The sequence below is a fragment of the Streptomyces sp. ADI95-17 genome (assembly GCF_003846175.1).
GTDB classification, from domain to species: Bacteria; Actinomycetota; Actinomycetes; order Streptomycetales; family Streptomycetaceae; genus Streptomyces; species Streptomyces sanglieri.
Map to the genome: position 1 here is coordinate 395,435 of NZ_ML123052.1, position 26,238 is coordinate 421,672.

A 26,238-nucleotide genomic window follows, 5' to 3' on the forward strand; every position below is an offset into this window, starting at 1 on the left:
GATGACCATCGCCATGCCCTGGCCGCCGCCCACGCACATGGTCTCCAGGCCGAACTGCTTGTCGTGGAACTGCAGGCTGTTGATCAGCGTGCCGGTGATCCGGGCGCCGGTCATGCCGAAGGGGTGGCCGACGGCGATCGCGCCGCCGTTGACGTTGACCTTCTCCAGCGGCAGGCCGAGATCGCGGTAGGAGGGGATCACCTGGGCGGCGAACGCCTCGTTGATCTCGGCCAGGTCGATGTCGCCGACGGTCAGCCCGGCCCGCTTCAGCGCCTGCTTGCTCGCCTCCACCGGTCCGTACCCCATGATCTCGGGGGAGAGGCCGGAGACCCCGGTCGAGACGATCCGGGCCAGCGGGGTCAGTCCCAGCTCGCGGGCCTTGGTGTCGGACATGATCACGAGCGCGGCGGCGCCGTCGTTGAGCGGGCAGCAGTTGCCCGCGGTGACCAGACCGTCGGGGCGGAAGACCGGCTTCAGGCCCTGCACGCCCTCCAGGGTGACGCCCGCGCGCGGGCCGTCGTCCTTCGAGACGACCGTGCCGTCCGGAGTGGTGACCGGGGTGATCTCGCGCTCCCAGAAGCCGTTCTTGATGGCTTCCTCGGCGAGGTTCTGCGAGCGGACGCCGAACTCGTCCATGTCCTGGCGGGTGACGCCCTTGAGCCGGGCCAGGTTCTCCGCGGTCTGCCCCATCGCGATGTACGCGTCCGGGACGACGCCGTCCTCGCGCGGGTCGTGCCAGTCGTCGCCGCCCCGCTCGGCGCGGGCCGCGGTGCGGGCCTCGGCGTCGGCGAACAGCGGGTTGTGGGTGTCCGGCCAGCTGTCGGAGTTGCCCTTCGAGAAGCGGGACACCATCTCGACACCGGCCGAGATGAAGACGTCGCCCTCACCGGCCTTGATGGCGTGCAGCGCCATCCGGCTGGTCTGGAGCGAGGAGGAACAGTAGCGGGTGACCGTGCAGCCGGGAAGGTGGTCCATGCCCATCTGCACGGCGATGATGCGGCCCAGGTTGTTGCCCTGCTCGCCGCCCGGCAGGCCGCAGCCGAGCATCAGGTCGTCGATGTCCTTCGGGTCCAGCTCGGGAACCTTGGCCAGCGCGGTCTGGATGATCGTGGCGGTCAGGTCGTCCGCGCGCAGGTCCTTCAGCGAACCCTTGAAGGCCCGGCCGATGGGGGAACGGGCTGCAGAGACGATCACGGCTTCGGGCATCACGCGGCTCCATGAGGGCTGGAAGGCGGGTTCGGGCACGTACTGACTTGGAAGTTACCTGTACGTAGACGCTGGGTCACCGGGCTGCGCATGTGACGCCGACCTCTTTTCTAAGCGACCGCTCAGTCGACGGCGGGGCTGGACCCCGGAGGGGCGGCCGGCCCCTGGCGGGCCGGTCGGTTCGCCGGGAGGTCGCGCGGTTCCCCGTGCGGCTCCGGGTGCGGCTGGGGCTCCGTGGCCGCGGGCAGACGCCGCCGCCTGCGCTGCTTGAGGAGCGCCCACGGCGCCCGCGCCCCGGTGACCTCCGTACCGGCCTCCTTGGCCGCCTGGGAGGCCGCCTTGGCCACCGGCAGCATGTCCGCGCGCCGGGCCCCGTCCAGCCGCTCGGACTCCGGCCACAGCCCCAGCGCCGCGCAGAGCGTGGGCAGCACCGCCATCGCCGCCGTGGCGTACCCCTCGGCCGACGGGTGGTAGTTGTCCGGGCCGAACAGCTCCCGCGGATTCGCCTCGAACTCCGGCCCGAGCAGATCGCCCAGCGACACCGTGCGCCCGCCCTGCTCCACCGAGCCGATCGTCTGGGCGGCGGCCAGCTGCCGGCTCACCCGCCGGGCCAGCCAGCGCAGCGGCTGGTAGACCGGCTCGATGGTGCCCAGATCCGGGCAGGTGCCGACCACGACCTCCGCACCCGCCGTACGCAGCCTGCGCACGGCGGTGGTCAGACAGCGCACCGACTGGGTGGCCGGGATCCGGTGCGTCACATCGTTCGCACCGATCATGATCACGCAGACGTCGGGCGGCCGGGAGGTGTCGGCCAGCAGCAGCGAGACCTGCCGCTCCAGATCGTCCGACCGGGCACCCGGCTGCGCCACATTGCGCAGATCCACCGGCCGTTCCGAGACCGCCGCCAGCCCCGAGGCGAGCAGCGCCCCCGGGGTCTGCCCGGCCCGGCGCACCCCCTGCCCGGCCGCCGTCGAGTCACCCAGCAACCCCAGCCGCAACGGGTCCGCGGGGCCGGCGAACGCCACCCCGTACCGCCCGTCCGCGCTCGGCGGAACCGGTGCGATCCCGCCGCCCACCTGCCGTTTCGCCAGCTGGACCTCCGCCAGCAGGACGCCCACCGCCGCCGCACCGATCAATCCGATGCTGCCACCGCCGTAGGCCGCGCCCGCCGCGATCCGCCGTGCCACCCTTGCCCTTGACACAGTCCGGTCCACCTCCTCGTCGCCGTACCGCCGTACATACAGCTAACTGCCCCGCAGCGACCGTCGCTCAATCGCATCGCCCAATCCCGTCCCCGTACGCATACCCTTGCCGCACCATCTCGGAGACCCCGGAGTACACGGTGCAATTCCACGATTCGATGATCAGTCTCGTAGGCAATACCCCGCTGGTGAGGCTGCGCAGTGTGACGGCCGGCATCCAGGCGACGGTCCTGGCCAAGGTCGAGTACTTCAACCCCGGCGGTTCGGTCAAGGACCGCATCGCCCTGCGCATGATCGAGGCCGCGGAGCAGAGCGGCGAGCTCCAGCCCGGCGGCACGATCGTCGAGCCGACCAGTGGCAACACCGGCGTCGGCCTGGCGATCGTCGCCCAGCAGAAGGGGTACAAGTGCATCTTCGTCTGCCCGGACAAGGTGTCCCTGGACAAGATCAATGTGCTGCGCGCCTACGGTGCCGAGGTCGTCGTCTGCCCGACGGCCGTCGACCCCGAGCACCCGGACTCGTACTACAACGTCTCGGACCGCCTGGTCCGTGAGACGCCGGGGGCCTGGAAGCCGGACCAGTACTCCAACCCCAACAATCCGCGTTCCCACTACGAGACCACCGGTCCCGAGCTGTGGGAGCAGACGGACGGGAAGATCACCCACTTCGTCGCGGGCGTCGGCACCGGCGGCACGATCAGCGGCACCGGCCGCTATCTGAAGGAGATCAGCGGCGGATCGGTGCGGGTGGTCGGCGCGGACCCGGAGGGCTCGGTCTACTCCGGCGGCTCCGGGCGCCCCTACCTCGTCGAGGGCGTCGGCGAGGACTTCTGGCCGAGCGCCTACGACCGTACGGTCACGGACGAGATCGTCGCCGTGTCCGACAAGGATTCCTTCCAGATGACCCGCCGCCTCGCCAAGGAGGAGGGCCTGCTGGTCGGCGGCTCCTGCGGCATGGCGGTGGTCGCCGCCCTGGAGGTCGCGGCGCGGCTGGGCCCGGACGACGTGGTCGTCGTCCTGCTGCCCGACAGCGGGCGCGGCTACCTGAGCAAGATCTTCAACGACGAGTGGATGGCCGACTACGGCTTCCTGGAGGACACCGGCCCGTCCGCGCGCGTCGCCGATGTGCTCGACCACAAGGACGGCCCGATCCCGACCCTCGTCCACATGCACCCGGAGGAGACCGTCGGCGAGGCGATCGACGTGCTGCGCGAGTACGGCGTCTCGCAGATGCCGATCGTGAAGCCGGGCGCCGGCCACCCGGACGTGATGGCCGCCGAGGTCATCGGTTCGGTGGTGGAGCGGGAGCTGCTGAACGCGCTGTTCGCCCAGCGCGCCTCGCTCTCCGACCCGCTGGAGAAGCACATGTCGCCGCCGCTGCCGCAGGTCGGCTCCGGCGAGCCGGTCGAGGACCTGATGGCCGTGCTCGGCGGCACGAACACCGCGGACGCGGCGATCGTGCTGGTGGAGGGCAAGCCGAAGGGCGTGGTCAGCCGTCAGGACCTGCTGGCGTTCCTCGCCAAGGACGCGTCGGCCGGCAAGGCGTAGGAGCCCCGCGGGGCTCCGCTTCGCGAAAACGGTACGAGCGCGACACGTTCGCGCAGCACCGGCTTAACACGAGTCCGGCAGATTGACGGGTGTCGGCGGGGAAACCCGCCGGCACCCGATACGGCGACACGGACTACGGAGCGGCTCCCGGACCTCCACCGTCGCCAGGACGCGGTGACCGGAACTGACCCGGACCGTGTCCCTCGCGGGGACCGCCGTCGTCCCGCCCCCTGGGCGACCGGGGGTGCGGCGGTCCCCGCGACACATCCGTCCGTCCGTGCGTGCGCGCGGCAGTCCCCGCGACACATCCGTCCGTGCGCGCGGCCCGTGTGCGGCCCGTGGACGTGTATCAGCCGGCCGGTGCCGGTGCGGCCGCCCAGCTCGCCAGCAGCGCGACGCGTTCGGCGGTCTCGCTGCCGGGCTCCGGGGTGTAGACCACCAGGGACTGACCGGGATCGCCGGCCGCGCCGAGCGTTTCGTACGGGAGAACCAGCTCACCCGCGACCGCGTGGTTGACGCGCTTGACGCCGCAGGTCTTCGACTTCACCTGATGGTCCGCCCACAGCCGGCGGAAGTCCTCGCTCTTCAGTGACAACTCGCCCACCAGTGTGGCCAGTTGCCGGTCATTCGGGTGCAGCCCCGCGTCCAGGCGCAGATACGCGACCGTCTCCGCCGCCACCGCCGCCCAGTCCGGGTACAGCTCCCGCGCCGCCGGTTCCAGGAACACCTGGCGCGGCATGTTGCGCTCGGCGGCGGGCATCCGGGAGAAGCCGACGACGGCGTCCCCCAGCGCGTTCCACGCCAGCACGTCCATCCGGCGCCCCAGGATGAACGCCGGGGCACCGGCCAGCGAGTCCAGCACCAGGCGCAGCCCGGGACGTACCCGCTGGGAGGAGGCCGGAGCCGAGGCGCCCGCCCTGGGGCGCGCCACCGTACGCAGATACGTGTGCTCCGTCTCGTCCAGCCGCAGCACCCTGGCTATCGCGTCGAGCACCGCGTCCGAGACGCTCGGGCCGCGCCCCTGCTCCAGCCGGATGTAGTAGTCGACGCTCACCCCCGCGAGCTGCGCCACCTCCTCGCGCCGCAGTCCGGGCACGCGCCGCCGGCCGTACGCCTGGAGCCCCACGTCCTCGGGCTGGATACGGGCACGGCATGAGCGGAGGAAATCACCTGGGTCAGCGTCCATGGCGTCGATCGTAGAAGAAGCGCGGGCGCCCAGCCTGGTACTGGCAGACCCAGGAACAGCGTCGCCCTGGGTAACCCGGTGGCGGCCCCGCAGGGTGGAACCAGGCCCGGGGAGACGCCCCGGTCCCGGAAGCGAACAAGGAGCACGACATGTCGTACACGACTCTCGCAGGCCGCACCGCCGTCATCACCGGAGCCGCCAGCGGCATGGGCAGCGCGACCGCCCGGCTGCTCGCCTCCCAGGGCGTACGGGTCGCGCTGCTGGCCCGGCGGGCGGAGCGGCTGGAGGAGCTGGCCGCCGCGATCGAGGAGGCGGGCGGCGAGGCGCTCGCCGTCGCCACCGACGTCACCGACCAGGCGTCCGTCGACGCGGCGGCCGAGCTGGTGCACAACACCTTCGGCCGGGTCGACCTGGTGGTCAACGCGGCCGGTGTGATGCTGCCGAACCCGGTCGACGCGGGCCGGACCGACGAGTGGCAGCGGATGATCGACACCAATGTGACGGGCGCCCTGCGGATCATCCGGGCCTTCACGGCCGACCTGGTGGCGGCGGCGGCCGAGGGCCGCACCGCGGACCTGGTCAACATCTCGTCCATCGGCGCGCACATCACGTTCCCCAACTACGCGGTGTACGGGGCGACGAAGGCCGCGCTGACGTACCTGTCCACGTCGCTGCGCACCGAGTTCGGACCGCGTGACGTCCGCGTCACGAACATCGAGCCGGGCCTCACCGACACGGAGCTGGCCGGCCACGTCGACAACGCCGAGCTGAGCGGGCAGCTCGACGGCATGTTCGACGCGCTCGGCGGGCTCTCCAGCGACGAGATCGCCGACCTGATCGCCTACACCACCAGCCGGGCGCGCCACATCAACCTGCGCCAGCTGATCGTGCAGCCCACCCGCCAGGCGTAGGGCCGTGCGTTTCCGGGACGGCTGCGCGGCCCCCGGCCGTCAGTCCTCCCAGTCGGAGCCCGTACGTCCCGGGCGGTGCGAGAACCACGGCCAGCCGCGGGCGGCGTGCACGGCGTTGACCGCGACGATCCCGAGCCAGGCGACGATCAGGCCCCCGGTGCCGGCGGTCGAGGCGCCGATCGCGGAGAGCGGGACGGCCAGGATCAACGAGATGATCCCGAAGCCGTAGCGCTCACCGAAATGCCCCAGAGGCTGCGGCGGGCGCACACCCCTGGCGGCGGTCACCCGCTGTTCGGCGAGATGGCGCCGGACCTGGCGGTCGAGCGTGCTGTCGAGCTGCTGCTCGACCTTCTCCAGAAAAGACTCGACGAGCGCGGGCTCGTACTCCGAACCCAGCTCACTACGGGCGTGCAGGGCGGCATCGAGCTCGCTCTTGAGCTCCGAGTCTCCGGCTTTCATGCCCTTCACGCTATGGGCCGGCGGCCTCGCGCACAGTGGGGCTGTCCCCCCTTTTTCCCCGGGGGAGCGCCTCACGGGAGAGTTTTTCCCCGGGGGAGCGCCTCACGGGAGAGCGCCTCATGAGGAACCGGCAGGAGACCGGAAAGCCGTCCGTAACATCCGGCCCCGCCGGCGCGTGTATCCGGTGAGAACAGTTCCTGGGCGATGAACGGACGGAGGACGATGCTGACGGGGGCCGAGGATTTCGACGCGTTCTACACGGCCACGGCCAAGCGGCTGGTCGCTGCCGTCTACGCGACGACGGGTGATCTGGCGGAGGCGGAGGACGCGGTGCAGGAGGCGTATGTGCGGGCATGGCAGCGCTGGGACCGGCTGGTGCGTGAGGGCGACCCGCTCCCCTGGGTGCGGACAGTGGCGATCAGGTTGGCGATCAGCACCTGGCGCAGGACGCGCAACCGGGTGCGCGCACACTTCCGGCACGGGCCGCCCTCGGACGTGCCCGGCCTCTCGGCGGACCGGGTGGCGCTGCTGGACGCGCTCGGCGAGCTGAGTGCCGAGCAACGCCGGGCCGTGGTCCTGCACCATCTGCTGGACCTGCCGGTGGAAGAAGTGGCGCGCGAGACGGGAGTGTCGAACGGTGCGGTACGGACCCGGCTCCACCGGGCCCGCAAGGTGCTCGGTGAGCGGCTGGCCGATCCCTTTGCCACCGCCGGGCGTGTGAGGGGGGCCAGCCATGGCTGAGGTCGAGGAGCTGCTGGACGGTGTCGTGGTGCGGCTGCCCGCCGCCGAGGAGATCCGGCAGAGGGGGCAACGGCGCCGGGCGCGGCGCAGGGCGGGTACGGCGGCACTGTGCGCGGGCGTACTGATGGCCGCCGGGGCATGGATCCTGCTGCCGGCCGGAACGGACCGGCCGCACGAGCGGGGCGCGGTGGCCACCGCACCGGACAATCCGTTCCGCGAGAACGGCATGGTCCGGACCCTGCCCGCGGAGGAGGTGCCCCTGTACGGCACGTGGCACTGGAAGGAGAACGAGGGACGGCCGGTCGACTCCGACGCACGCGGCGACCTCCTGAACCGGGCGGGTCTGCGCACCTTCTGCCCGGTCGCGTCCCCGCAGACGGGCGCGCCCGACCGGGTCGGCTACAGCCAGGAGTACCGGGGCAGGCGCGACGCCGTGGCCCGGCAGTGCCTCGTCGAGTACGACGACGCGGCAACGGCCCGGGAACAGCTGGGGGCGGTGCACACCGGACTGGAGGCGGACGGCCTGCGCCGCACACCGGGAAGCGCACCGGACGATGTGCGGGGCGACCGGGGTGCGACCGCCGCCTGGGCCGGGACCGTGCCGGGCGGCCATACGCTGCGGGTGTACACGCGGCGATGGGAGTCCTGGGTCTCGGTCGTCGAGATCCTGGACGGCACGGTCACGCCCTGAGCGGCGGGCCGGGGCAGCGCCCGAGGACCGGGCCCGCGTCCCCGGCACGCACTCCGGCCCGCGCTCCCGGCTGCATATGGACATGCAGACGCCTTGCTGGCTGAATGGATTTGTCGGCGCCGGATCGCGGTACGCCGGAATCTACCGAGGGGACAGCATGAGCGGGAGCAGCCCGGCCGCGCGGTTGCAGCAGCTCTTCGAGGGGCGCCGGCTCACACCCACCCAGCGCCGCATCGCGCACTCGATGGTGCGCAGGGCCGGGGACGTCCCGTTCCTGTCGAGCGTGGAGCTGGCCGAGCTGGCCGGAGTCAGCCAGCCGTCCGTCACCCGCTTCGCCGTGGCGCTCGGCTTCGACGGCTACCCGGCGCTCCGCAAGCACCTGCGGGAGGTCGCGCCCACCGAGCCCGTGGCCGGGGACGGGGACGGGGACGACGCGTACAACGAGTACCAGCAGGCGGTGCTCGGCGAGATCGAGAACCTGCGGCACCTGGCCGAGCTGCTCGCCGACCCGGGGCCCGTGGAGCGGGCGGGCAGGCTGCTGGCGGCCTCGCGGCCGCTGCCGGTGCTCGGGCTGCGGGCCGCCTCCTCGCAGGCGCGCGGCTTCGGGTACTTCGCGGCCAAGGTCCACTCCGATGTCCGGGTGCTGGACGAGGGCGGCAGCATGCTGCGCGACCGGATCGACGCCGCGCGCCGGGCGGGCGCCTCCGCGCTGATCTGCTTCGCGCTGCCCCGGCACCCGCGGGAGGTCGTGGACGCGCTCGCGTACGCGCAGGAGCAGGGGATGACCGTCGTATCGGTGGCGGACTCCGCGTTCGCGCCCGTCGCCAAGTACAGCGATCTGCTGATCCCGGCCGCCGTCGGCACCGGCCTCGCCTTCGACACGGCGTGCGCGCCGATGCTGCTGGGCCGGGTGCTGCTGGAGGCGATGTGCGACGACCTGCCCGACGCGCAGGCGAGGCTGGAGGAGTTCGACGCGGGGGCGGCGGTGCGTGGACTGTTCGTGGAGTGACCGCCTCCCGGGGGCGCGGGCTCCGGGCCGTGGGCGGTGTCGTCCGGACCGGCCGTGGACGATGGCGCGGTGCTGGAACCGCTGCCGGCAATCGGTGTGGCGCTGCCGGGGGCGCCGGGGTGCCGCGATTCGGGACGGGCGCCGATACGGCCATGACCTCCTGACCTCCTGACCGCGGCTGCGGACTCGGTCCACCTGGGGCTGCGCTTCTCAGGCGGCGCTCATCTACGGCCACTAATCTCCGGGCCGGAAAGGCTCACGAGGAGCTGCGGAGAGGGGTACGGACGTGGGGCGCGGAGCGCAGTCGTTGGCGAGGGTGGCCGTGATCGTACGGGCCGGAGCCGCACCGCTGTGGTGGCCGGGGCTGCTGGCCGCGGCGATCGGCGCGCTGGTGCCGGGGCTCACCGGGCGCCGGATCGGCCTGCTGTCCGGGGCCGCGCTGTTCCTGATCACCGCGGCGGTGGTGGCGCTCGCGCGCGGCCGCCGGTACGCGGAGCTGGCCGGGGGCGCCACGCGGGCCGGGCGGTCCGACTTCCTCCAGGACCGGGCCGTGACCGTACGCAACTGGCGGCGCGGGCGCCGGTGGTGGCTGCTCGGGGCGTTCCTGGCCGCCGTGGCGAGCGCGTTCGTGCTGCCCGGGGCCGGCGGGATGGTGCTCGCCGGGGCGGGCGCCGGGCTCTGGCTCAAGGCCGTCCGGATCGGGCGGCGCGAACAGCAGGACGACGCCCTGTACTGGGTGCGGACCGACTGGGTGGAGCGCGGCCGGCCCGCGGGCAAGCGGGTCAAGGGGTACCGGACCACCGGGCCGATGGCGGGGGACGCCGCGCCCGGCGGGGCGCGGCGCCGGCGCTGAATCCGCCCGCCTGACCTCGGCCGTCAGGGGCGGGGCGACAGCGGGTCGGGCCGTGGAGGCTGTGACCCGCGCTGCTGCTGGGACGGCTGCGGAGGCTGTGACCGGGGTTGCTGCTGGGACGGTTGCGGAGGCTGTGACCGGGTTGCTGCTGGGACGGTTGCGGAGGCTGTGACCGGGGTTGCTGCCCGGGAGAGAGGGCCGGGGGTGCCGGTCGGGCGGCGCGACGCCGTGCGGCGTCGATCAGCTCGCCGATACGGTCGCCCGCCCGGCGGCCTTCGAGGTGGAGGGCGGCGACATCGGCCCCGTCCTCGGCCAGCAGTGTGAGTACGGCCGAGGGCCCCGCGGCGTACGACGCGATGCAGCCGGACTCGCCCCGTACGAGAAGTTCGCCGAAGCCGCCCCGGCCGGTCGCCTCCGTCATCCGCGTCGCGACGCCGAGCGCGGCCGCGGTCAGCGCGGCGACGCGCTCCAGCGCCACGTCCGCGGTGTCGTGGGCCAGGACGAGCCCGTCGATGCCGGCGACCAGGGCGCCGGACAGGAACGGGACCCCGGCCCGTAATCGTCGGAGTTCGGCCAGGACGTCCTCCGCTTCCGCCTCGGGCGCCATCGGCCGCTTCGTACCTGCGCGCAGTCTGAGTGCTCGGATCACAGGGACCTCCCAGGTTTTTTCTGAGTGCGTCTTCGAGCCAGTGCGGCGGAGCGGCCGCGGGCATGAGGGCACCCCGCCCGGCTCGGTGTGCGAATGTGACCACGAGGCTACGCAACGTGCTTTAGCCGGACAGGGGTTCGGGCATTTTCCACCGGCACATGCCCCGGGCGTACGGAGGCGCGGGGAGGGCGCGCGTCGGGAGCACCGGGCGACCTGTGCGCGGGTCGTCCGTTCCCGTGCGACGGCGCGGAACTGTTGACTACGAGTATTCAGGCCCCCAGGATGTGAATAGAAGACTTACAGTCGCGAGGAGGCATTGCCATGTCAGGACCCCGCCCCGTACGGGCACCGCGCGGTACGGAACTGAGCGCCCTGGGATGGCAGCAGGAGGCCGCCCTGCGCATGCTCCAGAACAACCTCGACCCCGAGGTCGCCGAGCACCCCGACAAGCTCGTCGTCTACGGCGGCACCGGCAAGGCGGCCCGCGACTGGCGCTCCTTCGACGCGATGGTGCGCACCCTGCGGACGCTCAAGCAGGACGAGACGATGCTCGTCCAGTCCGGGCGCCCGGTCGGTGTCATGCAGACGCACGAATGGGCGCCGAGGGTCCTGATCGCCAACTCCAACCTGGTCGGCGACTGGGCGAACTGGGAGGAGTTCCGCCGCCTGGAGGCGCTAGGGCTCACCATGTACGGCCAGATGACTGCCGGATCGTGGATCTACATCGGCACGCAGGGCATCCTCCAGGGCACGTACGAGACCTTCGCGGCGGTGGCGGCCAAGAAGTTCGGCGGCACCCTCGCCGGGACGATCACCCTGACCGCCGGACTCGGCGGCATGGGCGGTGCCCAGCCGCTCGCCGTGACCATGAACGACGGCGTCGCGATCTGCATCGACTGCGACCCGCGCGCCATCGAGCGCCGGATCGAGCACCGCTACCTGGACGTGCGCGCCGACTCCCTGGAGCACGCGCTCCAGCTCGCCACCGAGGCGCGGGACGCCCGCCGGCCGCTCTCCATCGGCCTGCTCGGCAACGCGGCGGAGCTGCTGCCCCGGATGCTCGCCGAGGGCGCCCCGATCGACATCGTCACCGACCAGACCAGCGCGCACGACCCGCTGGCGTACCTCCCGCTCGGGGTCGACTTCGACGACATGGCCTCGTACGCCGCCGAGAAGCCCGCCGACTTCACGCAGCGCGCCCGGGAGTCGATGGCCAAGCACGTCGAGGCGATGGTCGGCTTCATGGACGCCGGGGCCGAGGTCTTCGACTACGGCAACTCCATCCGCGGCGAGGCACAACTCGCGGGCTACGAGCGGGCATTCGACTTCCCCGGCTTCGTGCCCGCGTACATCCGGCCGTTGTTCTGCGAGGGCAAGGGCCCGTTCCGCTGGGCGGCCCTGTCGGGCGAGGCCTCCGACATCCACAAGACCGACAAGGCGATGCTGGAGCTCTTCCCGGAGAACGAGTCGCTGCACCGCTGGATCAAGATGGCCGGCGAGCGCGTCCACTTCCAGGGGCTGCCCGCCCGCATCTGCTGGCTCGGCTACGGCGAGCGCGACCGGGCCGGCGAACGGTTCAACGACATGGTGGCGAGCGGCGAGCTGGCCGCCCCGCTGGCCATCGGGCGCGACCACCTGGACTGCGGCTCCGTCGCCTCCCCGTACCGGGAGACCGAGGCCATGCTCGACGGGTCCGACGCGATCGCCGACTGGCCGCTGCTGAACGCCATGGTCAACGTGGCGTCCGGCGCCTCCTGGGTCTCCATCCACCACGGCGGCGGCGTGGGCATGGGCCGGTCCATCCACGCCGGACAGGTGACCGTCGCCGACGGTACGAAGCTGGCGGGCGAGAAGATCCGCCGGGTGCTCACCAACGACCCGGGCATGGGCGTCATCCGGCACGTCGACGCCGGGTACGACATCGCGGAGTCCGTAGCCGAGGACAAGGGCGTACGCGTGCCGATGACCGAGGACACCCAGTGAGCCTTCCTGCCGGGGGCGTGGCGAACCCCGGGGGCGGCGCCGCCGCCCCCGGCGGCTCGTCCTCGTTCCTGTCCATGTGGCGCGAGCTCCTGCCCATCGGCCGGCACCGGGGCAGCGGGGGCTACCGGCGCTACGCCTGGACCGGGGCCGACGTCGACTGCCGTGCCTGGTTCCGGACGCAGGCCGAGGCGCGCGGGCTCGCCTACGAGGTCGACCGCAACGGCAACCAGTGGGCCTGGCTCGGCGATCCCCTGGCCGGGGACGCCGTCGTCACCGGATCGCATCTCGACTCCGTACCGGACGGCGGCGCCTTCGACGGGCCGCTCGGGGTGGTCTCCTCCTTCGCCGCGCTCGACGAACTCCGCCGCAGGGGAGTGGAGTTCACCCGGCCGCTGGCCATCGGCAACTTCGGCGACGAGGAGGGGGCCCGCTTCGGGCTCGCCTGCGTCGGCTCCCGGCTCGCCGCCGGACAGCTGACCGTCGAAGCGGCGCACCGGCTCCGCGACGGCGACGGCATCACGCTGCCGCAGGCCATGGAGGCGGCCGGGTACGACCCCGACACCATCGGCCCGGACCCCGAACGGCTCGCCCGCATCGGCGCGTTCGTCGAGCTCCACGTCGAGCAGGGGCGCGCCCTCGACCTCACCGGCGACCCGGTCGGCATCGCCTCGGCGATCTGGCCGCACGGACGCTGGCGGTTCGACTTCCGGGGCGAGGCCAACCACGCGGGCACCACCCGACTGGCCGACCGGCGCGACCCGATGCTCACGTACGCCGAGACCGTGCTCGCCGCCCGCCGCGAGGCGGAACTCGCCGGAGCCCTCGCCACCTTCGGCAAGATCGCCGTCGAGCCCAACGGGGTCAACGCCATCCCCTCCCTCGTACGGGGCTGGCTCGACTCCCGCGCCGCCGACCAGGACCGCCTGGACGCCGTGGTCACCGGCATCGAGCGGGCCGCCCGGGAACACGCCGAGCGGGCCGGGATCGACCTCGACGTCGTACGGGAGTCCTTCACCCCCGTCGTGGAGTTCGAGCACGCCCTGCGCGACGAGCTCGGCAAGATCCTCGCGGGCCGGGGCGACGCCGGCCGGACCGTGCCCGTCCTCGGGACCGGCGCCGGACACGACGCGGGTATTTTGTCCGCTTCGGTACCGACCGCCATGCTGTTCGTACGGAACCCCACCGGGGTCTCGCACTCGCCGGCCGAACACGCGGCCGAGGACGACTGCGTGGCCGGGGTGGTCGCACTCGCCGACGTACTGGAAGGTCTCGCGTGCAGCTGACAACGGAACCGGCGGGCAGGCCCGCCACCGTGACGTACTGGTTGTCCCACGCCTGGCTCGGCACCCATGTCGAGCCGGGCGTCGCCCTGGACGTCTCCGGCGGGCTGATCGCGGGCGTCCGCACCGGCGTCGCCACCCCGCCGCCGGGCGCCACCGTACTGCGCGGGCTCACCGTCCCCGGGCTCGCCAACACCCACTCGCACGCCTTCCACCGCGCCCTGCGCTCCACCGTCCAGGTGGGCTCCGGCACCTTCTGGACCTGGCGCGAGACCATGTACCAGGTCGCCGCCCGGCTCACCCCCGACTCGTACTACGAACTCGCCCGCGCCGTGTACGCCGAAATGGCGCTGGCCGGCATCACCGCGGTCGGCGAATTCCACTATCTGCACCACGCGCCGGGCGGCACCCCGTACGACAACCCGAACGCGATGGGCGAGGCCCTGATCGCGGCGGCGGGCGAGGCCGGGATCCGGATCACGCTGCTGGACACCGCCTACCTCTCCGCCGGATTCGGCAAGCGCCCCACCCAGTACCAGCAGCCCGACCGGCACCAGCTGCGCTTCTCCGACACCACCGCGGACGCCTGGGCCGAACGCGCGGCCCTCCTCAAGGGCTCCGACCACGCCCTGATCGGCGCGGCCGTCCACTCCGTGCGCGCCGTGCCCGCCGCGCAGCTCGCCACCGTGGCCGCCTGGGCCGAGGAGCGGCAGGCCCCGCTCCACGTCCACCTCTCCGAGCAGACCGCGGAGAACGACGCCTGCCTCGCCGCCCACGGCTGCACCCCCACCCGGCTCCTCGCCGACCACGGCGTCCTCGGCCCGCGCACCACCGGCATCCACAACACCCACCTCACCGGCGAGGACATCGCACTGCTCGGCTCCTCGGCGACCGGCACCTGCATGTGCCCCACCACCGAACGCGACCTCGCCGACGGGATCGGCCCCGCCGTCGCCCTCCAGCGGGCCGGCTCGCCGCTCTCCCTCGGCAGCGACAGCCACGCCGTGATCGACCTCTTCGAGGAGGCCCGCGCGATGGAGCTCGATGAGCGCCTGCGCACCCGGGCGCGCGGTCACTGGACGGCGGCCGCCCTGCTGCGCGCCGCCACCGTCGACGGACACGCGGCGCTCGGCCGGCCGGAGGCGGGTGTCATCGAACCCGGCGCCCCCGCGGACCTGGCGACCGTCGCCCTGGACTCCGTCAGAACAGCGGGGCCGGTACCCCGGCTGGCTGCCGAAGCAGTCGTATTCGCCGCCTCCGCGGCCGATGTGCGGCACACGGTCGTGGCAGGCCGGCACATCGTGCGCGACGGGCGGCACGCACTCGTCGAGGACGTACCCGCGGCACTCGCCTCGGCCATCGCCGCCCTGCACCGCTGACGCCGGACCCCCGCAAGGAGAGCAGCACCCCGATGACGACGACCGCCATCACCAACATCGCCAGTCTGGTCACCAACGACCCCTCCCTGCGCGCGGATTCCCCCCTGGGCGCGATCCGGGACGCGGCCGTCGTCATCGAGGGCGACCGGATCGTCTGGACCGGTGAATCCAGCAAAGCACCCGCCACTGACAACGCCGTCGACGCGGGCGGCCGGGCCATGGTCCCCGGCTTCGTCGACTCCCACTCCCACCTGGTGTTCGCGGGCGACCGCACCGAGGAGTTCAACGCCCGGATGTCCGGCCGTGCCTACAGCGCGGGCGGCATCCGGACCACGGTCGCCGCCACCCGCGCCGCCACCGACGAACAGCTCGCCGCCAACGTCGCCCGCTACCTGGCCGAGGCGCTGCGCCAGGGCACCACCACCTTCGAGACCAAGTCCGGCTACGGCCTCACCGTCGAGGACGAGGCCCGCGCCCTGCGCATCGCCGCCCGGCACACCGAGGAGGTCACCTACCTCGGCGCCCACATCGTCTCCCCGGACTACGCCGACGACCCGGCCGGCTACGTCGACCTGGTCACCGGCCCGATGCTCGACGCCTGTGCCCCGTACGCCCGTTGGATCGACGTCTTCTGCGAGAAGGGCGCCTTCGACGGCGACCAGGCCCGCGCGATCCTCACCGCGGGCATGGCGAAGGGCCTGCACCCCCGCGTCCACGCCAACCAGCTCGGCCACGGCCCCGGCGTCCAGCTGGCCGTCGAGCTCGACGCCGCCTCCGCCGACCACTGCACCCACCTCACCGACGCCGACGTCGACGCCCTGGCCCAGGGCGACACCGTCGCCACCCTGCTCCCCGGCGCCGAGTTCTCCACCCGTGCCACCTGGCCGGACGCCCGCCGCGTCCTCGACGCGGGCGCCACCGTCGCCCTCTCCACGGACTGCAACCCGGGCTCGTCGTTCACGTCGTCCATGCCCTTCTGCATCGCCCTCGCCGTACGCGACATGGGCATGACGCCGGACGAGGCCCTCTGGTCCGCCACCGCGGGCGGCGCCGCGGCCCTGCGCCGTACGGACATCGGCCGCGTCACCCCCGGCGCCCGCGCCGACCTGATCCTTCTCGACGCCCCCAGCCACGTGCACCTCGCCTACCGGCCGGGCGTCCCGCTGGTCCACGCGGTCTGGCAGCGGGGCGAACGCGTCGTCTGAGCCATCGGCCACCGGTCACCGGGTGGTGACGGAGCGCCGGGCACGCGGAAGGACCCGCCTCAAGTGTCGAGGCGGGTCCTTTCACGAGGTCCCTGCGGCGGGTCGTGCGGCGTGGCCGCTCACTCCTCCAGGGTCAGCCCCTTGCGCAGCTTGACCAGGGTGCGGGAGAGCAGCCTCGACACATGCATCTGCGAGATGCCCAGCTCCTCGCCGATCTCCGACTGCGTCATGTTGGCGACGAACCGGAGCGAGAGGATCGTGCGGTCGCGGCGTGGCAGCGAGGCGATCAGCGGCTTCAGGGACTCGACGTACTCGATGCCTTCGAGTCCGTGGTCCTCGTAGCCGATGCGGTCCGCCAGCGCGCCCTCGTGATCGTCCTCCTCGGGCTTGGCGTCCAGCGAGCTCGCGGTGTACGCGTTGCTCGCGGCCATACCCTCGACGACCTCCTCGCGGGTGATGCCGAGGCGGTCGGCGAGCTCGCCCACGGTGGGCGATCGGTCCAGTCGCTGGGCGAGCTCGTCGCCCGCCTTGGCCAGGTCGAGCCGGAGTTCCTGGAGTCGGCGCGGGACGCGCACGGACCAGCTGGTGTCGCGGAAGAAACGCTTTATCTCGCCGACGATGGTCGGCATCGCGAACGTCGGGAACTCCACGCCGCGGCTGAGCTCGAAGCGGTCGATCGCCTTGATCAGGCCGATGGTGCCGACCTGGACGATGTCCTCCATCGGCTCGCTGCGGGAGCGGAACCGGGAGGCGGCGAACCTGACCAGGGCCAGGTTCAGTTCGACGAGGGTATTGCGGACGTACGAGTACTCGTGGGTGCCCTCTTCGAGGGATTCGAGCCGCTCGAAGAGCGTCTTCGACAGTGCCCTGGCGTCCAGTGGCCCCACCTCGTCGAAGGGCGGGATCTCGGGAAGTCCTTCGAGACCGTCACTCACGCCGTGGTCGAAGCCGCCGGAGTGGTCGGTGTCACTGGTGGTGCTGATGGTGCTGGTGGTACCGGTACCGGTACCGGTACCGGTACCGGTGCTGCTGCGGGTGCCGTGCTCGGCGCTCGCGGCAGGGGAGTCTGAGTGGGTCAGTCCCTGAGGACATGCTGACGTCGCGTTGTGGGGACGCGGTCCGTCGAGCCGGGGTGACATGGTCTCCTCCATCGTTCTCGGCATATGGCTGCCGATGCCCATACGTGTTCCTGCGGTGAAGCGGCGCCTCCGAAGCCGGCCGTGTTTTGGGTGTCCTCCTACCCTTACCCGCTTCGGACGGACAGTTACAAGCGCCAATTGCCGCTATATGTCCGGTTTGTTGAGGTCTTCGGGTATCGCGTGGCGCACAGACCGCGTACTGTTTCAAGAACGTCAGAGGCAGCACATACGTATCTGCGCACACGAAGACGCGGACAGTGACGAACGGCGAAGAGGGACGGGCATGGACCGCGGGACGGTCGGCAGTGCGAACCGGGGTCGACTTCAGGTCGAGGTCCGGACCGAAGGGCGCAGCGAGGTCGTGACGCCGGTGGGTGAGCTGGATCACCACACGGCGGATCTGCTGCGGGAGCCCCTGGAGCACGCGGTCGAGCAGGGGCGGGTGCGCCTGGTGGTCGACTGCTCGGGACTCGAATTCTGTGATTCCACCGGGCTCAATGTGCTGCTCGGTGCCCGCCTGAAGGCGGAAGCGGCCGGGGGAGGGGTCCATTTGGCCGGGATGCTGCCGGTGGTGGCGAGGGTCTTCGAGATCACCGGGGCCGAGGCGGTCTTCACCGTCCACGACTCCCTCGAAGCGGCTCTGGACGTGTGACCGCGGCGCGTTTCGCGGCCCCGGGCGCCCCTCGTGTTGCCCGTGTCACGCGATCCGCGTAGACGAAGTGGGTGTTGTCACGATTCGGCCGGGCAGGAGTCATCCGGCGGAGCCGTGGGCGACCACCACACTCTGTATGTGTACCTGTAATTGTTCGATGGCGACATGGTGAATCGGTGAGGTGAAGCGCTGATGAGCACCACCCGGCAGCATCCGCCGGGCGACCTCGGCCGCGAGCCGGAGGACGTCGGCGTGGACCCGCACCCGGACGCGGGCGCCGGTGCGGCCTCCCGCGAACCGGCCGAGCGGCAGTGGCTCACCCTGTCGCTGCGCGGGGTCAGCGGCATCGTGCCGACCGCCCGCGACTTCGCCCGCCAGGCGCTGCACGAATGGGGCTGGCTCCCCGCTTCGAGCGCCGACGGCCGGGCCGCCGCCGAGGACGTCCTGCTGGTCGTCTCCGAGCTGGTCACCAACGCCTGCCTGCATGCCGACGGGCCCGAGGAGATGCGTATCGCCTGCACGGCGAAGGTGCTGCGGGTGGAGGTCGCCGACGCGGGTGCGGGACAGCCCGCGCCCCGCACCCCGCACCGGGCCGGGCGGCCCGGCGGGCACGGAATGTTCATCGTGCAGCGGCTCTGCCTGGACTGGGGCGTCCTGCGGGTGCCCGGCCGGTCCGGGAAAACAGTCTGGGCGGAGCTGGCCGCCCCCGCGTAGGACCTGTCCGGCGGACCGGGGCCGAAGAGGCCCTGGGGCCGGCCGGACCCCCGGGGGCATGCCGCCCCGTCGTTCGCAGCACCGAGGAGCGCGCCGGATCGGCGCGCTCTTTGTCTTCCCTCCACAAGGCGCCGGGCGTACCTTGAGCGCCCGATCTGATGTGTCGTCAGGAAATTGCGTCGGTGCGAACCGGCGTGCGGCGACTTCCGGCATGAGGGGAACTCAGGTGTCCTACCAGAAGCGAACAGCTCTCGCGCTGGCGTCCGCGCTGGCGGGCACGGTGGTGCTGATGGCCGCGCCCGCCGCCCACGCCACGGTCGTGGACGTCGACTACAAGTGCAAGACCCCGATCGGCGACAAGAGCGCCGTGTCGCCCATCGACATCAAGAGCGTCAAGAGCGGGGGTGGCTACCGGCTCACCATGTCCTTCCAGAAGGGCGTCTCCTCCAGTCCCGTCGAACTGGGCAAGGGTGCGATGAGCCCCAGCGCGGTCATCGAGGTGGGCGGCGCCGACTCCGGCCAGGTCCAGGTCTCCGGCGCGCCGAACTCCGCCGCCATACCCGCCAACACCCCCATCAAGATCAGTGACCTGTCGGGTACGTACACCCCGAAGAAGAGCGGCAAGGTCGACTTCACCGCCGGAGTGCTCACCATCAAGGCGCTCGGTACGACCACGACCTGCACCCCCGCCAACAAGCCGGGACCGTCGCTTCAGCTCGATGTGACGGCCGCGGGCAACGGGCAGGGCGCCCCGGACGACAACGACGGCGGCGGGCAGCTGCCGAAGACCGGTCCGCTCGACTCGGCCGTGGCGCTCGGCACGCTGGGCGGCACGGTGCTGCTGACCGGTGCGGCCGGGGTGCTCTGGCTGACCAGGCGCGGGCAGGGGGCCGCGGGCCGATAGGGGCCGTTCCTGCCGGACCGGGCCGGATCCGGAGCGACCCGGTCCCGCGATCCAGCCGCCGCCGTCACGCATCAGGGAGCCGCCCATGCCGTCGCCGACCGGTCACGCCGCCCGACTCGCCCTCGCCGTACTGCTGTGCGCCCTCGCCATGACACCGGCGGCCGCCGGTGCCGTGGAGCGGACGCCGCCGCACGCCGGCGCCGCTTCATGGACGGCGCAGCCCGCGGTGAGCGGTTCCGGTACGGGCGGCAGACCGTACATCTATCTGGAGGGCCCGCCCGGCACCGTTCTCCAGGACCGGATCTCCGTCACCAACCCGGGGCGGTCCCCGGTCACCGTGCGGCTGAGCGGCGCCGACGGGTACGACGCGAAGAGCGGCGGCTCCGGAGGCAGGGGCGCCACCGGGGCCGGGCGCTGGCTGCGGACCGTCGCCGCCGAGGTGACCGTCCCGGCCCGCACCCGGGCCGATGTGCCGTTCACCGTCACGGTGCCGGCCGGTGCGACGCCCGGTGACCGCCCCGCCGCGATCGTGGTGCGCGGCGGCGACCGCACGGTGGGCGTGCCGGTCCGGCTGCGGGTCGGCGGGCCGACGCTGGCCGCACTCACCGTCGAGGACGTCACCGTGTCCGGACGGGTCATCCACTACACGCTGGTCAACCGGGGCAACGCGGTCCTCGCCCCGCGGCTCGCGGTGCGGGCCGACGGGGTGTTCGGGACGCTGCTGCGGCGCGGGGCCCGCACCCTGCCGGTGGAGCTGCGGCCCGGACAGCGCCTCCGGCTCACCGAGCCGTGGCGGGACGTCCCCGCGCTCGACTCGGCGACCGTACGGCTGCGCGTCACGGCGGAGGGCGGAGCGCACGGCGAGGCGACGGCCCGCGCCGTCTTCGTCCCGTGGGCGCCGCTGACCGCCGGCGCACTGCTGTTCCTGGCCGGTGCGGGCGCGGGCACGTACGCGTACCGGCGCAGGCGAGCGCGCCGGCAGGAGCAACGCGACGCCGACGCCGACGCGGGTGGCGGCAGCGATGACGGCGGCGGCGATGGCGACGGCAGCAATGGCGACGGCGACGGCGACGGCGGCGATGGCGACGGCGGCGGCGATGGCGGAGAGCGGCCCGTACGGCCGCCGGGCGGTCGGCAGCACTCAGGGAGCAGGCACTTGGCGAAGGCGGGAGCGGAATCGTGACTGGACAGGCCGGACCGGCAGCACCCCGCAGCGGCGTTCACCGGGGGGCCACGAGGCGATTCGCCGCGCCGTTCGCGGCGCTGCTCGTGGCCCTGCTGCCCGCTCTGCTGATGCTCTCCGCGCCCGGGGCCGGCGCGGCGGACACCCGGGCGGCGGACGCGAAGCCCGTGGTCACCCTCTCCAAGCAGCAGGCGGGCAAGGGCGGCGAGATCACCGTGAAGGGCGGCGGGTGGCGGCCGAACGCGCTGCTGATGATGCTGATCTGCGGCCGGTCCACGCCGGACCGGGGCGTGATCGGCGGCACCAACTCCTGCGCCAACGCCGAGGGCCGGGCCGTCACCACCGACGGCAAGGGCGCCTTCCGCAAGAAGATGCCGGTCGCCGAACCGCCAGTGCCCTGCCCCTGCGTGGTGCACGTCGCCACCGTCACCGGGGAACAGGCCGCGGCCGACGCCGTGTTCGTCGTCGCGGGCCACCCGCTCGCCGCGCTGCCGAAGGAGACCGGGGACGGCCGGCTCGCGGTGCTCGCCACCACCCGGCTGGAGGGCGAGAGCGGGATCCTCACCTGGTTCGGCGCCCCGCCCGCCCGGCAACTGGTCCTCACCGTGGGCAACCTCGGCTCAACCCCCGTCAAGGACCCGGTCTTCGAGGTCGGCACCGCGCACGGCGTCTTCGCCCCGCAGTGGGAGGAGCAGCAGTGGCGCGGCACCATCGCCTCCGGCCGCAAGGCGCAGATCAAGCTCCCGGTCGAACTGACGGCGGGCGCCCACGGCGACTACCAGATCTCGCTCAGGTACGGCGGCAAGGTGCTGGCCGAACAGCCCTGGGGGGTCGGCCGTCCCTGGGGGGTCACGCTCTTCTGGATCCTGCTGTGCCTCGTCGTACCGGCCGCCGTGTTCCGGATCGGCATGGCGGTCGTCGACAAGGTACGTCCCCGCTCCTCGCACGCCCCGGGCCGCGCCCGGCGCCGCCGCTCGCCGCGACGGGCCGGTACGACCGCGAAGGCCCCGAAGACCCCGAAGCCGCGCCGTACACGGGGGCCCGCCCAGGGCTCCACGGCCGCGCCCACCGACGGCCCGGCCTCCACCACGGCCGCGCTGCCGTGGTTCACACCCGATTCCGCACCGTCAGAGAACAGACCGACGACGAAGGGACATTCGTGAGTACGCATCGCAGGACGGTCGCGGCGGGAGTCGCGATGATGCTCGGCGGCGCGGGCATGCTGCTGGCCGCGAGTCCGGCACAGGCCGCCGACGTCTCGTACGCGACGGAGTGCATTCCGCCGCCCATCTCGGGGCTGCCGGCCGTGCAGGGCACGACCAAGGTGCAGTTGACCGCGCCCGCCGAGGCCAAGGTCGGGGACACCGTCGAGGTGGTGTGGAAGACGGTCGAGGCCGCCTCCAAGAACCCCGACATCCTCGACCTGGACAAGGACACCGTCAAGCCGACCGGCACGCTCAAACTGGGCGGCGCCGCCACCGGCACCGTGCAGATGGAAGGGCCGCGGCAGAACCCGCCGATCCCCAAGAACAGCGCCATGGTGCTGCCCGACATGAAGGGCACGCTGAAGCTGGAGAAGGCCGGTGAGATCACGCTGACGCCGGACGCGTACAAGATCAACGTCTCCAAGCCGATCTCCACGGACACCAAGTGCACCCCGAAGGAGACCGTGCAGCCGGGCGCGACCATCAAGGTCACGGACGGCGGCGGATCCACCACCGCGGGCGGTACGACGAGCGGCACCACCACCGCGGGCGGCACCACCTCCGGTACGTCCGCGGGCGGCACGACATCGGGCACGACCGCGGGCGGCACGACGTCCGGCGGCGGTGACTCCGGCGGCTCCACCTCGGGCTCCGGCGGCAGCGGCGGACAGACCGACTTCCCCGGCAAGGAGGTCTCGGTCAACTTCACCTGTACGTCCCCGGGACCGCCCGACATCGCCTCCAAGGTGACGATCAACGCCAAGAAGAGCGGCGGGAGCTACGCCCTCACGGTCAAGACGGCCAAGGGCGTGATGGACAGCCCGGCCGCGCTGCCGGCCGGTGCGCTCAAGCCGTCCATGGACGTCACCATCGGCGGCGCGGACAAGGGCTCGGTGAAGGTCACAGGACCGGCCAACGCCGAACCGCTGGAGCAGGGCAAGCCGGTCGACCTGGCCGACATGACCGGCACGTACAAGCCCGGCGCGTCCGGCAAGTCCACGCTCAGCCCCGGCACCCTGACGATCGATGTCACGCTGGGCGCCTCGAAGATCAACATCCCGTGCAAGGTCAAGGGCTCGGCGACCCCGTCGCTGGAGCTCGACACCACCGCCCAGCAGGGCGGCGCCTCCGGCTCCGCCACCTCGGGCTCCACGGGCGCCGGCGGCGCCGCTGCGGCCGGTGGTACCGCCTCGGGCGGGCTGGCCGCCACCGGGGCCGAGGACAACGGCACCCTGCGTGCCCTCGGCCTGGTCGCGGGCACGGCGATCCTGCTGGGCGGCGCCGTGTTCACCTTCACCCCGTGGCGCAGGCTGCGCGGCACCAGGTGAGCCGGCTCCCGTAGCGGCGGAAGGCCGTCGCGACAGCGGAAGGGCCGCCGCACCGATCGACGGTGCGGCGGCCCTTTCAGGTACGACGTGCCCTTTCGGGTACGACGTGCGATCAGCGCATCAGCGCATCAGCGCACGTCACCCATGAGCTGGGAGACCTTCTTGCGGTACATCCAGATCGCGAACGCCGCCACGATCGCGAGCGCCGCCTCCAGACCCACCATGCCGGTCTTGTTCAGGTCGACACCGGCCAGCGACAGCAGGCTGGTGGTGCAGTCGCCCGCGGTGACCGCGAGGAACCAGACACCCATCATCTGGCTGCCGTACTTCGCGGGCGCCATCTTCGTGGTGACGGACAGGCCGACCGGGGAGAGGCAGAGCTCACCGACGGTCTGCAGGAAGTAGATCGACACCAGCCACATCGGGCTGACCTTGTCGCCGTCCGTCGTCATGGTCAGCGGCAGCATGAAGACGAGGAAGGAGACACCGACCAGGAAGAGACCCGAGCCGAACTTGACGACCGTGCTCGGCTCCTTTCCGCGCCGGTTCAGCGCCAGCCATATCCAGGCGACGACCGGGGCCAGCGCCATGATGATGACCGGGTTGACCGACTGGTACCAGGAGGTCGGGAAGTCCACACCGAACAGGCTGTTGGTGGTGGAGGACTCACCGAAGAGCGACAGCGTGGAGCCGCCCTGGTCGTAGATCATCCAGAACACGGCCGCGGCGACGAAGAACCAGATGTAGCCGGACATCTTCGACTGCTCGGTCTTCGAGAGGTCCCGGTCGCGCTTGATCCGCACCAGCACCGCGACCGGGATGAGCAGACCGGCGACGGTGATCGGGACGAGCGCCCAGTTCAGCGTGTAGACGTCGGTGGCGACGAGGACGCCGTAGAAGACGACGGCCGCTATCAGCCACAGCAGACCCTTGCGCAGGGTCGTGCGGCGCTCCTCGGCCGACAGCGGCTTCGGGACGATGCTGCTGCGCGCGTTGAGGTGGCGCGTACCGATCAGGAACTGGGCCAGACCCAGCGCCATGCCGGCCGCGGCGATGGCGAAACCGAGGTGCCAGTTCACCTTCTCGCCGATGGTGCCGATGATCAGCGGCGCGGCGAAGGCACCGAGGTTGATGCCCATGTAGAAGACGGTGAAGCCACCGTCGCGGCGGGCGTCCTCCGGACCGTTGTAGAGGTGGCCGACCATCGTCGAGATGTTGGCCTTCAGCAGCCCGGATCCGAGCGCGACCAGCGCCAGACCGGCGAAGAAGGTGCCCGAGCCCGGCAGCGCCAGCGTCAGGTGGCCCAGCATGATGATCGCGGCCGAGATGGTGACCGTCTTGCGCGGCCCCCAGACCCGGTCGCCGAACCAGCCACCGGGCATGGCCAGCAGGTACACCATCGCCATGTAGATGGAGTAGATCGCGGTGGCCGTGGCCGCGTTCATGTGCAGGCCGGAACTGGAGACCAGGTAGAGCGGAAGCAGGGCCCGCATGCCGTAGAAGCTGAAGCGCTCCCACATCTCCGTCATGAAGAGAGTGGCCAGGCCGCGGGGGTGGCCGAAGAAGGTCTTCGCGGATCCAGAAGTACTGGCCGGGTCCTTCGTCAGGCTGGACGCCATGGTCGATCCTTGTGTGCTCGGGACGCGACGCCTTGTGAGCGTGGTGCGCCCGGTGGGGGGAGGCCGGCACCGGCACGGGCACGTCCCACCCCTCACGCCCGAGAGGGATTCGCCCCGACCGCCGGCTCACGAAGGAGCCGGCTGGAGGAGACGGGGACCGACCGTGTCGGGATCCACGCCCGGTGCGCATCCTCGCGTTCCGGGCCCGGCCACAGGTCATTCACTGAATTCGCGACTGGCGGGTACCAGTCGGCCCACAAAAGAGACCCTCGGCGCTAAAAGCTGCCCAAGGGTCCTTGAGTAGTGCAACAGGCGTCGAGCAACCATACGCCACGACAGAACCGGATATGAAAGGACTTGAGAGATGGATCACAGGTTTCGATGGAACCACGCCCATACATTCAAAGGCGAAGATCCGCTTATTTCGCAGACCCGCAGGGCGTGCGGATCACCTCCCGACAGCCGCCCCGCGCGGACTACCATCACTCCATGACCCGTGTACTGCTCGCCGAGGACGATGCATCCATCTCGGAGCCGCTGGCCCGCGCCCTGCGTCGGGAGGGTTACGAGGTCGAGGTCCGCGAAGACGGTCCGACCGCACTCGACGCCGGCCTCCAGGGCGGGATCGACCTGGTCGTGCTCGACCTGGGGCTGCCCGGGATGGACGGCCTCGAAGTGGCCCGCAGGCTCCGTGCCGAGGGTCACACCGTGCCGATCCTGGTGCTGACCGCCCGCGCCGACGAGGTGGACACCGTCGTCGGCCTCGACGCCGGTGCCGACGACTACGTCACCAAGCCCTTCCGCCTCGCCGAACTCCTCGCCCGGGTCCGGGCCCTGCTGCGCCGCGGCGCCACGGAGCCCGCGCCGCAGCCCGCGACGCACGGCGTCCGGATCGACGTCGAGTCGCACCGCGCCTGGATGGGTGAGGAGGAACTCCAGCTCACCGCCAAGGAGTTCGACCTGCTGCGGGTCCTGGTCCGGGACGCCGGCCGGGTCGTCACCCGGGACCAGCTGATGCGCGAGGTCTGGGACACCACCTGGTGGTCGTCGACGAAGACCCTCGACATGCACATCTCCTGGCTCCGCAAGAAGCTCGGCGACGACGCCGCCAACCCCCGCTACATCGCGACCGTACGGGGCGTCGGCTTCCGCTTCGAGAAGAGCTGACGTTCCGAGGGGGGCCACCGTTCCGG

At 72.1% G+C, this 26,238-nt stretch carries 23 protein-coding genes and 1 pseudogene; 17 read left to right on the plus strand and 7 right to left on the minus strand.

All coding sequences use genetic code 11. From position 1 onward, the window contains the following. A partial coding sequence (locus tag EES42_RS39090) for an acetyl-CoA C-acetyltransferase (protein WP_124723035.1) occupies positions 1–1,206 on the minus strand: 1,206 nt, incomplete at its 3' end. Between the two features lie 122 nt (positions 1,207–1,328). After that, positions 1,329–2,393 (minus strand): SGNH/GDSL hydrolase family protein, encoded by a 1,065-nt coding sequence (locus EES42_RS39095; protein ID WP_241196880.1) that lies wholly within the window; start codon positions 2,391–2,393, stop codon positions 1,329–1,331. Positions 2,394–2,548: 155 nt separating this feature from the next. Between EES42_RS39095 and EES42_RS39100 the strand changes: the two genes are divergently transcribed. Further along, a complete protein-coding gene (locus EES42_RS39100; protein WP_124722945.1) occupies positions 2,549–3,955 on the plus strand; it encodes a cystathionine beta-synthase in 1,407 nt (468 codons plus the stop codon). A gap of 349 nt (positions 3,956–4,304) precedes the next feature. On the opposite strand, the gene EES42_RS39105 is transcribed toward EES42_RS39100, so the two are convergent. Continuing rightward, positions 4,305–5,141, minus strand: coding sequence for a helix-turn-helix transcriptional regulator (locus tag EES42_RS39105; RefSeq protein ID WP_124722946.1), 837 nt, complete (start codon positions 5,139–5,141; stop codon positions 4,305–4,307). Between the two features lie 149 nt (positions 5,142–5,290). Here EES42_RS39105 and EES42_RS39110 point away from each other — a divergent pair, with 149 nt between their 5' ends. Beyond that, positions 5,291–6,052: an SDR family oxidoreductase gene (locus tag EES42_RS39110; RefSeq protein WP_124722947.1), complete on the plus strand. Its 762-nt coding sequence runs from the start codon at positions 5,291–5,293 to the stop codon at positions 6,050–6,052. Between the two features lie 39 nt (positions 6,053–6,091). Here the strand turns inward: EES42_RS39110 and EES42_RS39115 are convergent, their stop codons facing one another. Further along, entirely contained in the window at positions 6,092–6,511 is a 420-nt protein-coding gene (locus EES42_RS39115; RefSeq protein ID WP_124722948.1) for a hypothetical protein, read from the minus strand. 204 nt (positions 6,512–6,715) lie between these two features. Here EES42_RS39115 and EES42_RS39120 point away from each other — a divergent pair, with 204 nt between their 5' ends. From EES42_RS39120 to EES42_RS39135, 4 genes are all read left to right on the plus strand, one after another. Further along, the gene (locus EES42_RS39120; RefSeq protein ID WP_241196871.1) at positions 6,716–7,252 is read left to right on the plus strand and encodes a SigE family RNA polymerase sigma factor; all 537 of its coding nucleotides are present in this window, start codon (positions 6,716–6,718) and stop codon (positions 7,250–7,252) included. Further along, entirely contained in the window at positions 7,245–7,943 is a 699-nt protein-coding gene (locus tag EES42_RS39125) for a hypothetical protein (protein ID WP_124722949.1), read from the plus strand. Before EES42_RS39120 ends, EES42_RS39125 begins: the two co-directional genes overlap by 8 nt. A gap of 157 nt (positions 7,944–8,100) precedes the next feature. Continuing rightward, positions 8,101–8,952 (plus strand): MurR/RpiR family transcriptional regulator, encoded by an 852-nt coding sequence (locus tag EES42_RS39130; protein WP_124722950.1) that lies wholly within the window; start codon positions 8,101–8,103, stop codon positions 8,950–8,952. 316 nt (positions 8,953–9,268) lie between these two features. After that, positions 9,269–9,805 (plus strand): hypothetical protein, encoded by a 537-nt coding sequence (locus EES42_RS39135; RefSeq protein ID WP_124722951.1) that lies wholly within the window; start codon positions 9,269–9,271, stop codon positions 9,803–9,805. A gap of 151 nt (positions 9,806–9,956) precedes the next feature. Here EES42_RS39135 and EES42_RS39140 read toward each other — a convergent pair. Continuing rightward, positions 9,957–10,412: pseudogene (locus EES42_RS39140) on the minus strand (roadblock/LC7 domain-containing protein); the annotation flags it as partial. Positions 10,413–10,775: 363 nt separating this feature from the next. Between EES42_RS39140 and hutU the strand changes: the two are divergent. The 4 genes from hutU (at position 10,776) to hutI (ending at position 16,301) form a co-directional block, all read left to right on the plus strand. Next, positions 10,776–12,437, plus strand: a complete 1,662-nt coding sequence (gene hutU, locus EES42_RS39145) for a urocanate hydratase (RefSeq protein WP_124722952.1) — start codon at positions 10,776–10,778, stop codon at positions 12,435–12,437. Between the two features lie 74 nt (positions 12,438–12,511). After that, positions 12,512–13,720 (plus strand): allantoate amidohydrolase, encoded by a 1,209-nt coding sequence (locus EES42_RS39150; RefSeq protein ID WP_124723038.1) that lies wholly within the window; start codon positions 12,512–12,514, stop codon positions 13,718–13,720. Further along, on the plus strand, positions 13,711–15,096 hold the full coding sequence (locus EES42_RS39155) for a formimidoylglutamate deiminase (RefSeq protein WP_124722953.1): 1,386 nt from the start codon (positions 13,711–13,713) through the stop codon (positions 15,094–15,096). The genes EES42_RS39150 and EES42_RS39155 overlap by 10 nt, the downstream gene beginning before the upstream one ends. 32 nt (positions 15,097–15,128) lie before the next feature. After that, complete coding sequence (gene hutI, locus EES42_RS39160; protein ID WP_124722954.1) at positions 15,129–16,301, plus strand: imidazolonepropionase; 1,173 nt, start codon at positions 15,129–15,131, stop codon at positions 16,299–16,301. Between the two features lie 119 nt (positions 16,302–16,420). On the opposite strand, the gene EES42_RS39165 is transcribed toward hutI, so the two are convergent. Then, a complete protein-coding gene (locus EES42_RS39165; RefSeq protein ID WP_124723039.1) occupies positions 16,421–17,440 on the minus strand; it encodes an RNA polymerase sigma factor SigF in 1,020 nt (339 codons plus the stop codon). A 283-nt stretch (positions 17,441–17,723) separates the two neighbouring features. On the opposite strand from EES42_RS39165, the gene EES42_RS39170 reads away from it, so the two are divergent. The 6 genes from EES42_RS39170 to EES42_RS39195 all read left to right on the plus strand — a co-directional run bounded on the left by EES42_RS39170 (position 17,724) and on the right by EES42_RS39195 (position 23,426). Then, on the plus strand, positions 17,724–18,092 hold the full coding sequence (locus tag EES42_RS39170; RefSeq protein WP_124722955.1) for an STAS domain-containing protein: 369 nt from the start codon (positions 17,724–17,726) through the stop codon (positions 18,090–18,092). 192 nt (positions 18,093–18,284) lie between these two features. Then, positions 18,285–18,806, plus strand: coding sequence for an ATP-binding protein (locus tag EES42_RS39175; protein ID WP_124722956.1), 522 nt, complete (start codon positions 18,285–18,287; stop codon positions 18,804–18,806). 226 nt (positions 18,807–19,032) lie between these two features. Next, positions 19,033–19,710 (plus strand): peptidase, encoded by a 678-nt coding sequence (locus tag EES42_RS39180; RefSeq protein ID WP_124723040.1) that lies wholly within the window; start codon positions 19,033–19,035, stop codon positions 19,708–19,710. Between the two features lie 85 nt (positions 19,711–19,795). Beyond that, positions 19,796–20,893: a COG1361 family protein gene (locus tag EES42_RS45250; protein ID WP_164495490.1), complete on the plus strand. Its 1,098-nt coding sequence runs from the start codon at positions 19,796–19,798 to the stop codon at positions 20,891–20,893. A gap of 92 nt (positions 20,894–20,985) precedes the next feature. After that, positions 20,986–22,056, plus strand: coding sequence for a hypothetical protein (locus EES42_RS39190; protein ID WP_241196881.1), 1,071 nt, complete (start codon positions 20,986–20,988; stop codon positions 22,054–22,056). Between the two features lie 38 nt (positions 22,057–22,094). Then, positions 22,095–23,426, plus strand: coding sequence for a hypothetical protein (locus tag EES42_RS39195; protein ID WP_124723041.1), 1,332 nt, complete (start codon positions 22,095–22,097; stop codon positions 23,424–23,426). Positions 23,427–23,554: 128 nt separating this feature from the next. On the opposite strand, the gene EES42_RS39200 is transcribed toward EES42_RS39195, so the two are convergent. After that, complete coding sequence (locus EES42_RS39200) at positions 23,555–25,045, minus strand: peptide MFS transporter (protein ID WP_124722958.1); 1,491 nt, start codon at positions 25,043–25,045, stop codon at positions 23,555–23,557. Positions 25,046–25,534: 489 nt separating this feature from the next. Here EES42_RS39200 and EES42_RS39205 point away from each other — a divergent pair, with 489 nt between their 5' ends. Further along, complete coding sequence (locus EES42_RS39205; protein WP_072488330.1) at positions 25,535–26,212, plus strand: response regulator transcription factor; 678 nt, start codon at positions 25,535–25,537, stop codon at positions 26,210–26,212. Positions 26,213–26,238 lie beyond the last annotated feature (26 nt).